At 49.1% G+C, this 12,136-nt stretch carries 14 protein-coding genes; 11 read left to right on the forward strand and 3 right to left on the reverse strand.

Features of this window, described 5'->3' with window-relative positions; genetic code table 11:
* The first annotated feature begins 4 nt into the window (after positions 1-4).
* The 3 genes from ACZ5FK_RS13360 to ACZ5FK_RS13370 all read left to right on the forward strand — a co-directional run bounded on the left by ACZ5FK_RS13360 (position 5) and on the right by ACZ5FK_RS13370 (position 1,804).
* The gene (locus ACZ5FK_RS13360; RefSeq protein WP_464805376.1) at positions 5-226 is read left to right on the forward strand and encodes a helix-turn-helix domain-containing protein; all 222 of its coding nucleotides are present in this window, start codon (positions 5-7) and stop codon (positions 224-226) included.
* A complete protein-coding gene (locus ACZ5FK_RS13365) occupies positions 219-1,040 on the forward strand; it encodes a DUF817 domain-containing protein (protein ID WP_464805377.1) in 822 nt (273 codons plus the stop codon). Before ACZ5FK_RS13360 ends, ACZ5FK_RS13365 begins: the two co-directional genes overlap by 8 nt.
* Before the next feature lie 212 nt (positions 1,041-1,252).
* Positions 1,253-1,804 carry an NADPH-dependent FMN reductase gene (locus ACZ5FK_RS13370; RefSeq protein WP_464805378.1) on the forward strand — a complete coding sequence of 184 codons (552 nt, stop codon included), beginning with the start codon at positions 1,253-1,255 and terminating at the stop codon, positions 1,802-1,804.
* Positions 1,805-1,855: 51 nt separating this feature from the next.
* Here ACZ5FK_RS13370 and ACZ5FK_RS13375 read toward each other — a convergent pair whose 3' ends face one another.
* Complete coding sequence (locus tag ACZ5FK_RS13375; protein WP_464805379.1) at positions 1,856-2,185, reverse strand: winged helix-turn-helix transcriptional regulator; 330 nt, start codon at positions 2,183-2,185, stop codon at positions 1,856-1,858.
* Positions 2,186-2,260: 75 nt separating this feature from the next.
* Positions 2,261-3,460, reverse strand: coding sequence for an iron-containing alcohol dehydrogenase (locus tag ACZ5FK_RS13380; RefSeq protein ID WP_464805380.1), 1,200 nt, complete (start codon positions 3,458-3,460; stop codon positions 2,261-2,263).
* Between the two features lie 121 nt (positions 3,461-3,581).
* Here ACZ5FK_RS13380 and ACZ5FK_RS13385 point away from each other — a divergent pair, with 121 nt between their 5' ends.
* Positions 3,582-3,908 carry a DUF3784 domain-containing protein gene (locus ACZ5FK_RS13385; protein ID WP_464805381.1) on the forward strand — a complete coding sequence of 109 codons (327 nt, stop codon included), beginning with the start codon at positions 3,582-3,584 and terminating at the stop codon, positions 3,906-3,908.
* 191 nt (positions 3,909-4,099) lie between these two features.
* Here ACZ5FK_RS13385 and ACZ5FK_RS13390 read toward each other — a convergent pair whose 3' ends face one another.
* Positions 4,100-4,633: a YusW family protein gene (locus ACZ5FK_RS13390; RefSeq protein WP_464805382.1), complete on the reverse strand. Its 534-nt coding sequence runs from the start codon at positions 4,631-4,633 to the stop codon at positions 4,100-4,102.
* A gap of 146 nt (positions 4,634-4,779) precedes the next feature.
* Here ACZ5FK_RS13390 and ACZ5FK_RS13395 point away from each other — a divergent pair, with 146 nt between their 5' ends.
* From ACZ5FK_RS13395 to ACZ5FK_RS13425, 7 genes are all read left to right on the forward strand, one after another.
* Complete coding sequence (locus ACZ5FK_RS13395) at positions 4,780-5,670, forward strand: M23 family metallopeptidase (protein ID WP_464805383.1); 891 nt, start codon at positions 4,780-4,782, stop codon at positions 5,668-5,670.
* A 14-nt stretch (positions 5,671-5,684) separates the two neighbouring features.
* Positions 5,685-6,320, forward strand: a complete 636-nt coding sequence (locus tag ACZ5FK_RS13400; protein ID WP_464805384.1) for a hypothetical protein — start codon at positions 5,685-5,687, stop codon at positions 6,318-6,320.
* Between the two features lie 115 nt (positions 6,321-6,435).
* Complete coding sequence (locus ACZ5FK_RS13405) at positions 6,436-7,965, forward strand: DEAD/DEAH box helicase (RefSeq protein WP_464805385.1); 1,530 nt, start codon at positions 6,436-6,438, stop codon at positions 7,963-7,965.
* A gap of 12 nt (positions 7,966-7,977) precedes the next feature.
* Positions 7,978-8,760, forward strand: coding sequence for a YqhG family protein (locus tag ACZ5FK_RS13410; protein WP_464805386.1), 783 nt, complete (start codon positions 7,978-7,980; stop codon positions 8,758-8,760).
* 461 nt (positions 8,761-9,221) lie between these two features.
* The gene (locus ACZ5FK_RS13415; protein ID WP_464805387.1) at positions 9,222-10,253 is read left to right on the forward strand and encodes an ABC transporter permease; all 1,032 of its coding nucleotides are present in this window, start codon (positions 9,222-9,224) and stop codon (positions 10,251-10,253) included.
* A 1-nt stretch (position 10,254) separates the two neighbouring features.
* Positions 10,255-10,932 carry an ABC transporter ATP-binding protein gene (locus ACZ5FK_RS13420; protein WP_464805388.1) on the forward strand — a complete coding sequence of 226 codons (678 nt, stop codon included), beginning with the start codon at positions 10,255-10,257 and terminating at the stop codon, positions 10,930-10,932.
* Positions 10,933-11,035: 103 nt separating this feature from the next.
* Positions 11,036-12,133: an endospore germination permease gene (locus ACZ5FK_RS13425; RefSeq protein WP_464805389.1), complete on the forward strand. Its 1,098-nt coding sequence runs from the start codon at positions 11,036-11,038 to the stop codon at positions 12,131-12,133.
* The last annotated feature ends 3 nt before the right edge of the window (positions 12,134-12,136 follow it).

Raw genomic sequence — 12,136 nt, forward strand, 5'->3', positions numbered from 1 at the left:
GGCGATGATTATTATCAATATAGACGTGATGCTTGCAAAACGGAAGATGAGCGTGACTGAGCTGTCCGAGCGGGTTGGCATTACAATGGCGAATCTGTCCATCCTGAAGAATGGCAAAGCGAAAGCGATCCGGCTGACGACGCTGGAGGCGATTTGCAAAGCGCTCGATTGCCAGCCTGGCGATCTTCTTGAATACCGGCCGGAAGGAGACAAAGGAGATGAATAGGCTGCCAAGGATAGCTGTCTTTGGTGTGCCTGTTGCTACACGCCTGCCTAAAGGGGCTGTCCAGCTGTCCCGTTTCGGATATCAGCAGGCGATGTCCTGCCTCTTTCCGGTCGTCATTTTCGGTTCGCTCGCTTTGACGAAAGCCGTGCCGCTTCCTCTTCTGCCCCGCTACGACTGGCTCCTGCTCATTTTTCTGCTAATGCAGTGGTGGATGGTGCGGTCGGGGCTTGAGACGCGTGACGAGCTGAAGGTTATCACATTGTTCCATCTGATCGGCCTGGCGCTCGAGATATTTAAAGTCCATATGGGATCCTGGGCATATCCCGAAGAAGGATATTCCAAACTCCTCGGCGTGCCGCTGTACAGTGGATTCATGTACGCTAGTGTGGCGAGCTATCTGTGCCAAGCATGGCGCAGGCTGCATGTGGATTTAGCAGGATGGCCTCCTGTCTGGGCGGTTGTCCCGCTGGGAGCAGCCATCTATTTGAACTTTTTCACTCACCATTATTGGTTGGATGTGAGGTGGTGGCTCGCGGGCCTCGTGCTCATTGTCTTCTGGAAATCATGGGTCACCTATAAAGTGGGTGGAGTTACGTACAGGATGCCGATTACCCTTTCCTTTGTCCTGATCGGCTTTTTCATCTGGGTTGCTGAAAATATCGCAACCTTTTTCGGAGCCTGGCAATACCCGAACCAAATGCAGACCTGGCATTTGGTCCACCTAGGCAAGGTTAGTTCCTGGCTATTGCTTGTCATTGTAAGTTTCATGATTGTGGCCACTTTAAAACTGACCAAAAAAAGTATGAAGGATTGAAACCGTTCCTGTTTAGTCTTCTCTTGATCGGGTAAGTAAACGGGTAGTCCGCATTGATCTGGGAAAGAATGATAGTATACAATCCGATACTATGGCACTTAGAAGTGCGTACTTCCATTTTTGGCCGTATTCCTTCATAGTTATTGTATAGGGGATGGATTGTGCGGAATGCTATAATCACCCGAGTATGTAAACAAAGGAGCCGATTCATCATGGCAATCAAAGTAAAAGCGATTATCGGAAGCACGAGTCCGACTTCATACAACTTGAAAGTGGTTGAAAATCTTCGCAAAAAGTATGCAGGGGAGCTCGAAATCACTCCGGTCTTCATTGACAAAGTGGATATGTTTTCCGTGGAGAAGGAGAAGAATCCATCCGCAGAGGTGAAGGTGTTCATGGATGACGTAAGGGATGCCGATGCAATCCTATTTGCGGTTCCTGAATATAACTTTTCAATTCCCGGCGTATTGAAGAATGCGCTGGACTGGCTGTCTCGCAGCGACTTTGCGATCAAGGACAAGCCATCTTTCATCATCGGCGCATCAATGGGCGTGCTTGGAAGCGTGCGTGCACAAATGCACTTGCGTGAGATCCTGTCCAATCCGATGCTGTCTCCGATGATCTTGCCGAATAACGAAGTGTACATCGGTTCAGTTCATCAAAAAATGGATGAAGAAGGGAACCTGACAGATCAAGGCACGATCGACTTCCTGGATTCTGTTGTGAAAAACTTCATCGCGTTTTACGAGAAGATGACATCCTGATAACAGCAGAAAAGCCATCCGAACTTGGAGAACCAAGTATAGGATGGCTTTTTATATTGTTTCTGATTTCCGCTTTGCATGGGATTGCCCCCACTGATGCATGGCATCCAGAACGGTCTTCAGGCTTCTGCCGTATTCCGATATGGAATATTCTACATGGGGCGGCACTTCAGGAAAGACAAACCGGTCCACAATTCCTTCTTCTTCCAGTTCCCGCAATTGCTTCGTCAGCATCTTTTGCGTAATGCCTGGCATCAGGCGTTTCAATTCACTGAACCGTAATGCCTTCCCTTCATTCAGCAAATGCAGTAAAATGACCGGCTTCCACTTTCCGACGAGAATGCCGAGTGCTTCTTCCACTTTGCATTGTTCCACTTTCATAGAAAATCGACTCCATTTTAGACTATCCCTAGTGTATCGTATCATTGCAAGTTCATCAATGATTCAGTCCAGGTGCTACTGTGATATCTGATCGAAGATTTGCCGTATATCTTTTCTGTTCCAGACCTGCGGCACAGGATACAGGGGATTCGCTTCGGAATGGGCCCGCCCGACAAGCTTCGGAAGATCGGATTTCTGGATTCCTGCAAGCGTTTCGGGGATTCCGATTGTCCTGTTGAGGTCTGTTATGGCGGATATAAAAGCGATTGCCCGCTGTTCATCCGAATCTTGCTGCCTGCCGATTGACGCAGCATCCGCCAGTTCAGCGAGCGGCTTATAAATCGAGCTTCCATATTGCTTGAGCACATATGGCAAAATGACAGCATTTGCGAGTCCGTGCGGCATATTATAGAAACCGCCAAGAGTATGAGCGACAGCGTGAACATATCCGACATATGAGCGTGTGAACGCCCGTCCCGCCAAGTAGGCGGCATGCTGCATATTAGTTCGGGCCGCCATGTCGCTGCCATCCGCATAAGCTGCCGGCAAGTTTTTAAAAATGAGTGCAACCGCCTCTAGGCTCCACGCTCTTGTCTCTTTTGTCGTGCTCTTCCCAATATAGGCTTCCACCGCATGAGTCAGTGCATCCATTCCGGTGGCAGCCGTAATGGACGGTGGCAGCCCGCGGGTCAGCACTGGATCAAGCACTGCGATATGAGGCGTAAGGGCAGGGTCGATGATTGCATATTTTTCATGGGCGGAAGGGTTAGAAACAACAGTCGCTATGGTCGCTTCACTGCCAGTGCCGGCTGTTGTCGGGATGGCGATCAGCATTGGAATCGCCTTCCTCACTTTCAGTTGCCCTTTCATCTGAGAAAGTGCCTTATCAGGTCTTGCCAAGCGGGCGGCCACTCCTTTTGCGCAATCAATCGGAGATCCGCCGCCGAACGCCAATAGGGTATCGCAGCCTGCTGATTTGTAATCCTGCAGCGCCTCTTCGATCGTTTCGATAGTTGGATTGGGGACTGTCTTATCATAGAGTCGGTACCGGATTCCCTGCTGATCCAGTCCAGCGAGCAGGCTATCCATCAATCCGAGTCCTGCAACGCCGCTGTCCGTAATGATGAGCACATGTGTGCGTCCTTTATCTTGTAAAAGGGAAGGGAGTTTCAGCACGCAGTTTTCTCCCGTCAAAAGTTCAGGCTCACGCCAAGGGAGAAAATGGGCGGCCGTCCTGTATGCGAATTGATACGATCGGCAGTACGCTTTGTACATATGATGCACCCCCGCTAGATTTGTCCTATGTATTCCATTCGACATGCAATTCATGGAATCCTGTTCAGGAGAAGGAACTATTGAAGGCTTTCTTTCGTATAGGAGGGAGGAGGTGGGGATGATGACAGAAGGAATCATCCATTTACTTATCGCAGTCCCGTTCCTCATTTTCGCGATCGTGCTGTCACGTGGCAAAGGAGCCTTTCTGATTGCGGGCTACAATACATTACCGGAAGAGGAAAAGAGGAAATACGATGAGGAGAAGCTGACCAAGTTTGTCGGCGCCGGCATGTACGGCTATTGTGCAGCCCTGGTAATGTGGGCCCTGAGTGCCTTCTTCGATATTCGCTGGCTGTTCGTATTAGGATTCATCCTCATAATCGGCTTGACCCTCTTCATCATTGTCGGTGTCGCCGTCGATCCTGGAAAACGGTTCAAGAAAGGGTGAAAGGGGAGTGGCCCCGATGAGGGTTTTTGAGACTGAACGGTGATCACCTAGTCTTGAACGGTGATAACTCGGCCCTGAACGGTGATAAAACAGCTGCGAAAGGCGGCAAGCAAATCCCGCTGCTGCCCGTGCCGCATTCCGGGCAAAAGATCCGCCAAGCCCTATCTTCCAGCAGGCTCGGCGGATCCCATTTATTTACGATCCTCATATTCAATTTCAGTTCCATCTGCAAATGTGATTTCAAGTTCAAATTTTTCATAGCCGGCATCCAGTCCGAGCGCATCCAGTGTCTTGGAAATGGCGTCCTCTTTCGGTGTATCCTGCGTAATACCGGTCTTCTCAATCATGGGATACAGCTCGTCAAATGCATCCTGCCCGTGAGACTCCTGATTGTTCACCGAATCCTCGATCTTCGACTTCAACGTGCCGTCATGTTTCCTTTCGATTTCCGCCTCATATTCCGAACGGTCGGGATAGGTCACTTCCACCTCAAATTCCCGGTATCCAAGGCTTTCCCATTTCGCGGCCATGTCATCATGATCTGCGGCATTGGAGCCGTTATTGGAAGCCGTGCCTTCATTAGCAGTGCCAGCCGTCTCACTGCCGGATGTCCCGCTAGTCGAAGTGCTGTTATCCACCTTTGGCTGTTTGTCATCAGTAGTGCCGCAAGCTCCCAAAATGAGAAGCAGGGAACAGAAGATGCCAGCAAATGCTACTCTCTTCATTATGTCACCTCCAATCACAGCAAGTATACCCTGATTTGAAAGCAGAAAATCAAAAGTCGCAGTTGCCATTATTCAATCTCTTGAAACAAAACGGATACCTGAACCGTAGACCATAGCAGAGAGTTATATTCGCAAGGGGTGATGCAGTGTTACTTCCATTGTTCATGCTGATTGTTTTGCCGGGTGTATTCCTGGTCATTTTATGGAAGGCCGCCTTCAAAAGCAAGCTGGAGTGGATTCTCGATGCGGCGACTACATTTCTGCTGATCATGTATTTATTTCAGTCGGCGAATTGGAGCTGGGTGTGGTACGGGCTTCGGTATGTATGGGTTGTCCTATTTGTCTTGGCGCTTGGGGTATCACTCCGGAAAGTGCGGTCGTTACAGATGGTGTCTAAAGAATCGAAACGGTTCACTTATGGTCTGTATGGGCTGCTCATCATCGTGTTCGGTTTCTATAATATCAACGGCATCAGAAGCCATTTTTTGAACGAACCGGCAATCGATCTCGCGTTTCCTCTGAAGGAGGGCACGTACTATATCGGACATGGCGGAAACCATCCGATGATGAACTATCATCAGGCGTACCCGGATCAGAAATATGCGCTTGATATAATAGGGCTATATCCATGGGGAACGAGGGCTAAAGGATATTATCCGACGGAGCTCGAGAAATATGCCATCTTCGGCCATGAACTGTACAGCCCGTGTGACGGCGAGGTCACCGGCGCGGTGAATGACCTGCCGGATCTGCGGCCTTCTGAGATGGATCCTGAGCATGCGGAAGGCAACCATGTCCTCTTACTATGCGATGGACATGAAGCAACCATCTTGCTTGCGCATATGCAGGAAGGCAGTGTCGCTGTATCAGAAGGGGACCGTGTTGAAACAGGGCAGCTGCTTGGCAAAGTAGGGAACTCTGGAAATACGAGCGAACCGCATTTGCATATCCATGCAGAACTGGACGGAGCCGGCGTACCGGTCACTTTTGACGGCCAGTTTCCAGTCAGGAATCAATTGATGAAGACAGGAAAATGATTGGAGGGAGTCATATGAACATAGAAGAATTTCGTCATATCGCCATCCGGCTGCCGGAGCTGCGGAAAAAAGAACTGACCCAAAGGCTGTCATACAGCGAACAGGCAGAAATGGAGCAGCTGCTAAAGAAGCGAACTGCCGAAATACCCCGATACGGAGACAGACAGCTGCGAGCGGATGTCATCCTGATTGCGCTTGGAAACTATACATTTGAGGATGTTACGTCGAAACAGACATTTATTCAGAAGCTGGTAAAAACCCATCCTGAAAAAGAGTACCGGCTGCGTCCGGACACTTTGCAAGATGCGGATGAAGAAGGCTGGCCGTTCGCCATGTTCCTGAAGTTGCGGGACATAATGGCTGAAGCAGGGCTGGCGGATGAGTGGCCGAAAATGCTGCCTGTCGCGGAAGATGTCCTGCATTTTGACCCGATGGAAGAGGAGGATAAGCAGTGGTTTGAGTCATTTCCGGATCCTGCCTGGTGCCTTGCGAAACTGGATGAATGTAAAGGGTTCTGGGAAGCGGCAGCTGCCCATGGGCCAGAAATGGAATCTCTCTTGCAATGGATGGAAGGCTATTGGCGGAAGGGCTATCAGGTATATGCAGATATCAAAGAGTTGTTTGATATCTACGGAGATGAAGACGAATAAACACGAGGGACATCCGGAACAGGGTGTCTCTTTTTATTGGACAAATACCGAAAATACATAGGAATGCCCATCCTGGACAGTCTAACGGAAAAGTCTTTTGAGGAGGTGAGCGTATATGCGGATCGAACGGCCGTCCAAGTGGAGGGAAGGCCTGGAGCAGCGTCTTGATGGTGCGCAGGACTGGGATAATTGGACGTTATATCAGATGTGCTATGACACCGAGAAAATGAAACTCATCCCGGATTTCTACGGATTGCAGGCGCCGAAGTATGTTCCGTCATTGACACCTTACGCCCATCAGCTCGAAGCCGCACGGGATGTGATTGAACGGATGAACGGCAAAGCGATCTTGGCGGATGAAGTAGGGCTTGGGAAAACGATTGAAGCCGGGCTCATCCTGAAGGAATATCTGATTCGCGGCCTCGTGAAAAAGGCGCTCATTCTAACGCCCGCCTCGCTTATGAATCAATGGATTGAGGAGCTTACGCAGAAATTCCATATTCCTGCTATGCCATATAATAAGAAGTATGACCTGAAAACCTGCGATATAGTCGTCGCAAGTCTCGATATGGCAAAACGCAGCCCGCATAAGGAAAGGATCTACGAGCAGGATTTTGATCTCGTCATCATCGATGAGGCGCACAAATTGAAAAATCATAAGACGAAGAACTATGAATTCGTCCAAAGCCTCAAAAAGAAATTCTGTCTGCTGCTCACGGCGACGCCTATCCAGAATGATGTATTCGAGCTCTTTCATTTAATATCACTATTGAAGCCCGGACATCTGGGCGATTTTGAGACATTCCAGCAGGTGTTCTCCGCGAGTAAGCATCATGTCGAGGAAGACGAATTCCTGAAAGAATTGATCAACCAAGTGATGGTGCGTAATTCAAGGCAAAGCACAGGAATCGAATGGACGAACCGGCTTGTGGAGATCATCCCGATCAAGTTCAGTGACGAGGAAAAGGAAGTCTATGAGCTGATTGCGGAACTGCCGGATCAAAGCGCTAACTTCTCGGATGCTTTCACTGTCATGACGTTGAAACGGGAATTTTGCAGCAGCAAGGAAGCAGCGCTCGCCACCCTGCGCAAAGTGCAAGACAGGTGCACGGCAGCTGCCGAAGTTGCTTACATGGAAACACTGATGGAAAAAGCATCTGCGCTAGGACGAAATGCAAAAGCGGAGAAAACGGTGGAGCTTATCAAGCAAGCGAATGATAAAGTCATCATCTTTACGGAATACCGGGAAAGTCAGTTGTTCTTGCAAAATTATCTGTTTGAAAGAGGCATTACAAGCGTCCCATTTAACGGGAAGTTCAACAAAAGCAAGCGTGAATGGATGAAACAGCTGTTCCGGGAGAAAGCGCAAGTGCTCATTGCGACCGAGTCGGGAAGCGAGGGTATCAACTTGCAGTTCTGTCATCATGTGATCAACTATGATCTGCCATGGAATCCGATGAAAGTCGAGCAGCGGATCGGGCGTGTCCACAGGCTCGGGCAGAAGCATGATGTCCATATTTATAATCTGGCGGTCACGAATACGGTCGAGGACTATATTCTAGAGCTGCTGAACACGAAAATCGGTGTGTTTGAACAAGTCGTCGGAGAACTCGATGACATTTTGACAGAAAAATTATCGATGTAAGGAGGCTGCTGTATGTATCCCCAGCACGTTCACGAGTATCTCAGGTCTTTCTTCACGGAAACGGGCTGTACGATCGTGCAGGAGACCCCGCAAGCCTTGACCGTCCAGCTGACCATTGACATGGATAAGCGGATCATGAACCGGCCGTACTATTGGAGTTACATCGAGAGCATCCAAGACGAGCCGAAGCCGATGAAATTGACCTTGATCACAAGGGCTGACAATCTGGCGAACCCCATGCCGGGCGAAATCATCCACTACGGCTCGCCGCGTCTCTCCCAGCTGTTTCAGGTGACAAGGGAGAGAGGCTCCTTTGTCCGGATGTTCGAAAAAACGGATGCCGCAGATGACAAGCAGGCGGTGCTCACCCCGTGGCTCGGCGTGAATTATAAAATCACCTACAGCAGCGACCGGACGAAGGAAATGCTGCATTCCCTCGGCATGAACCTTATGACCGGCGCGGTGATCAATGGATTTCAGGAGAAAGCGGGCAAGCTGCAGCTCGAAGCGCAGATTCCGCCCCATACCTTCTATCTCCCTTACACCATTCCGCCGATGCGTGCGCTGGACCGGCTCGATGCGTTGATCGACCGATTGATAAACGATGATGACCACACATGGGCAGAAGAAGCAAAGGCACGGAAGAAACGCGATCTCAAGGTGCTGGATTACTTCTATGAGGGCGTCATCGACAAGCCGGAATGCTATGACGTGGAAAAGCGCGCAATTGAAGAACAGTATGAAGCGGTGATCACTGTGGATATTATCAATGGAGGATTGTTTTATTTGAAATAAGTATCTTCCCGCCCTTGGTAGCAAGCAGGCGATTGGCTGAAGTAAGCAATCTCCTGTGCAAAGTAAGCAATGAAGCAGTCATAATGAGCAACGTCCTGCTTAAAATGAGCAACGCCAGTCAAAAATGAGCAATAGAGCAGCTGAAATGAGCAAGGCGCTGCCGAAAGTAAGCAATAGCCTAGCTCCAAGCAAGCGGCTGCTTAAATAAGCAATGCACCGCGAAATGTGAGCAAGGCTAGGGTACAAATAAGCAATGCCACGATTCAAATCCGCAATGCTCCCGCAATCGCAAGCAGTCCATCTGCGTAAGTAAGCAACACCCAAACTAAAGCAAGCAACAAGCACTCTCACCGCACAACCCCTGTGCGGTTTTTCCCGTTTCAAACTGTAACCATCCGTTCACCTTCCGTTTATATTGACCGGGTATCATGAAGACATAACGAAGAGCGGAGGCGGTATGTATGAAAATCGCATGGAAGGAAATGAGGAAGAACAAGACAAAGTTCCTCATCCTCGGTTCAATCATTTTTCTCGTCAGTTTTCTGACGTTCATCATTTCAGGACTTGCAAATGGGTTGTCGCAAGATAATGCGGCGCTCATCAAAGATATGCCGAATGGCCATTTTTATCTGAATGACAATGCAAAGCAGACGTATAATCTTTCCAAGATTGATACGGAGCAGCAGAAGAAAGTTCTCGCTGATCATGAAGACGCAGCGGCCTTCTCTGTGCAGATGGGATTCGTGACGGACCAGGATGACCAGCAGCACAGTGTTGCGTTCGTCACATCAACTGAGTCTGATGTCTTTGAAAACGTGAAAGACGGTGAGATCATTCTCGACAGCTCATTAAAAGAAGACGGCATCGAAGTTGGTGATGTGCTGACAAACAACCAGTACAGCGGCGAATTCGTTGTAAAAGGCTTTGTTGATAAAAAGAAATACAGCCATGCGCCGGTCGCGTACGTCAGCATGAAGAACTATCAGGAGATGTACCGGGTGATGGAGATGCAGACGATCTTCATCCCAGGGAAAGACGCACCTTCGATTAGCGGACTAGAGGCATTCTCCAACAAATCTTTCTTGAATGCAATTCCGAGTTACAGTGCAGAACAGATGTCGCTTAACATGATCATCTGGTTCCTCGTTGTCATCAGCGGTATGCTGTTCGCGATCTTCTTCTATATGATGAATGTCCAGAAAATCGGGCTGTATGGCATCCTGAAAGCGATCGGAATGAAGACCATTGCGCTGTTCCGGATGATCTGGATGCAGATGATCGCCATCACGCTTGTCGCATTGGCTCTGAGCATCGCACTTAGCCAGTTGTTCAATTTCATTGCATCTGAAGGGATGCCTTTCCATTTGACACTTGATACAGTGCTGATGCTGTCGGCGGTATTCCTGGTCGTCGGTTTCATCGGAGCCACCATTTCAGGATTCCAAATCAAGAAAATCGAACCGCTTCAGGCGATTCAGCAAGGAGAGATGTAAGATGCCTGCATTTTTGATTGAAGACGTGACGAAGTCATTTACCAACGGTGAAGTGGAGGAGCAGATCCTCAAGGGGGTCAATCTTACTCTGAAGGAGGGCGAAATCACAGCGCTTGTCGGTCCATCGGGTTCGGGGAAATCCACAATCCTTACAATTGCGGCAGGTTTGCAGAGAGCATCCGACGGCGAGATCATGTTTGGCGGGAAGGACATGACAAAGCTGTCGCAGGAGGAGATCCGCCATGTGCGGGCAACCGAATTCGGATTCGTCTTCCAGTCATCTCATCTCGTCCCGTTCCTGACGGTGGAAGAGCAGCTGATGCTCATGCTCGATGTTTCTGAAACGAAGCTCAGCAAAAGAGAGCAGGCAGCTGAAGTGAAACGGATCCTGGAACTTGTTGATATGGCGCATCGGAAGGACGCCTATCCCGCTTCACTATCAGGAGGGGAGCGGCAGCGCGTTGCCATCGCGCGGGCAATTATCCACCGCCCGAAGATCCTGTTTGCTGATGAACCGACGGCAAGCCTTGATACGAAGCGGTCGAGAGATGTCATGAAACTGCTGCAAGACTTGACGAAGAAACTATCCCTGACTACGTTGATGGTGACGCACGATGAAGAGATGCTGCCGTATGCCGATCGAGTTATCACGATGCGGGACGGTGTAATTGTTGAATAAAGAATGGCCAGCTTCCTATAAATGGGCGGCTGGCTTTTTATTGCTTATAAATCACGGATTCCCTGTCGAAACTGGGTGATAACAAGAGGTAGGGGTTTTTAATATGAATCGAGTCGGCTCCATTAGTGTTTTGCATGTCATCCTATTATCGATGACTGTAACAGGCCTGAAAAATCATGTCACCATTATCCCTTCCCTCTTGCAGGGGGCGGGGCGGGATGCCTGGATGTCAGTCATTGCAGCTTTTTTGACAGTGATTCCCTGGCTTCTTCTGCTCGTCCATATTCACAGGAAAACGAACAGGGAACGGCTTTCCGATTGGATCGTTCCGCGCATCGGACCGAGGGCAGCAGCTGTTTTCCGTTATAGTACCGCGATTGTCTTTTTGATCATCGCAGTTTTTACGATGGCAGAGACGGTGCAGTGGATAGACGCCACCTTCTTGCCTGAGTCGCCAATTCCTTTACTGCTACTCGTATATACGATCCTTTGTATATTTTTTGCGGCAACCAGTCTGCAGACAATTGTCATTGTCAATGCAATTGTATTATTCTGGGTGGTGATTTTAGGTTTCTTTGTTGCCATCACTAACATTCAGGTGAAGGATTACATGCTTCTGCTGCCTTTTTTAGAGCATGGAACCTTGCCCGTTTTGAAAGGGGCAGTTTTCCCTGCATCTGGTTTCACGGAAATCTTGATGTTCTTATTCATCCAGCATAAGGTGAAGAGTGAATTTCGCTTCAAGCATTTTGCGATCATGCTGGTGCTGCTTTTAGGACTGACACTAGGGCCATTGATTGGCGCCATTGCCGAGTTTGGACCCCAAGAGGCAACGAAGCAAAGGTATCCGGCATATGAAGAATGGGGATTAGTCGGGGTCGGCCGTTTTATCGAGCATATTGATTTCCTTTCCGTTTACCAATGGCTTACTGGTGCGTTTGTAAGAATCGGTTTCATCTTATACATTGTATTGGATTTGTTGAAAATGGGGGGCGACAAGAAGAGGGCGTGGCGTATCATTGCACCGGCTTTCTATTTCCTATCGCTCTCCCTCTTTCTGATCAATGACCATACCTTTTTGAAAATCAAAGGTGATTATGTATTGATCGGGACGTTTGTATTCCTGTTCCTGTTATCGCTGTTCCTAGTGCTCATTCGGAATAAAGCGAAACAGGAAGACCGACGCGGTACGGAAAGGTGAGCT

It is taken from the genome of Sporosarcina sp. GTC18466, from assembly GCF_055389225.1.

Coding starts and splice junctions, on each gene's coding strand:
- ACZ5FK_RS13360 (WP_464805376.1), top strand. CDS start 5: ATGATTATTATCAATATAGACGTGATGCTTGCAAAACGGAAGATGAGC.
- ACZ5FK_RS13365 (WP_464805377.1), top strand. CDS start 219: ATGAATAGGCTGCCAAGGATAGCTGTCTTTGGTGTGCCTGTTGCTACA.
- ACZ5FK_RS13370 (WP_464805378.1), top strand. CDS start 1,253: ATGGCAATCAAAGTAAAAGCGATTATCGGAAGCACGAGTCCGACTTCA.
- ACZ5FK_RS13375 (WP_464805379.1), bottom strand. CDS start 2,185: ATGAAAGTGGAACAATGCAAAGTGGAAGAAGCACTCGGCATTCTCGTC.
- ACZ5FK_RS13380 (WP_464805380.1), bottom strand. CDS start 3,460: ATGTACAAAGCGTACTGCCGATCGTATCAATTCGCATACAGGACGGCC.
- ACZ5FK_RS13385 (WP_464805381.1), top strand. CDS start 3,582: ATGACAGAAGGAATCATCCATTTACTTATCGCAGTCCCGTTCCTCATT.
- ACZ5FK_RS13390 (WP_464805382.1), bottom strand. CDS start 4,633: ATGAAGAGAGTAGCATTTGCTGGCATCTTCTGTTCCCTGCTTCTCATT.
- ACZ5FK_RS13400 (WP_464805384.1), top strand. CDS start 5,685: ATGAACATAGAAGAATTTCGTCATATCGCCATCCGGCTGCCGGAGCTG.
- ACZ5FK_RS13405 (WP_464805385.1), top strand. CDS start 6,436: ATGCGGATCGAACGGCCGTCCAAGTGGAGGGAAGGCCTGGAGCAGCGT.
- ACZ5FK_RS13410 (WP_464805386.1), top strand. CDS start 7,978: ATGTATCCCCAGCACGTTCACGAGTATCTCAGGTCTTTCTTCACGGAA.
- ACZ5FK_RS13415 (WP_464805387.1), top strand. CDS start 9,222: ATGAAAATCGCATGGAAGGAAATGAGGAAGAACAAGACAAAGTTCCTC.
- ACZ5FK_RS13420 (WP_464805388.1), top strand. CDS start 10,255: ATGCCTGCATTTTTGATTGAAGACGTGACGAAGTCATTTACCAACGGT.
- ACZ5FK_RS13425 (WP_464805389.1), top strand. CDS start 11,036: ATGAATCGAGTCGGCTCCATTAGTGTTTTGCATGTCATCCTATTATCG.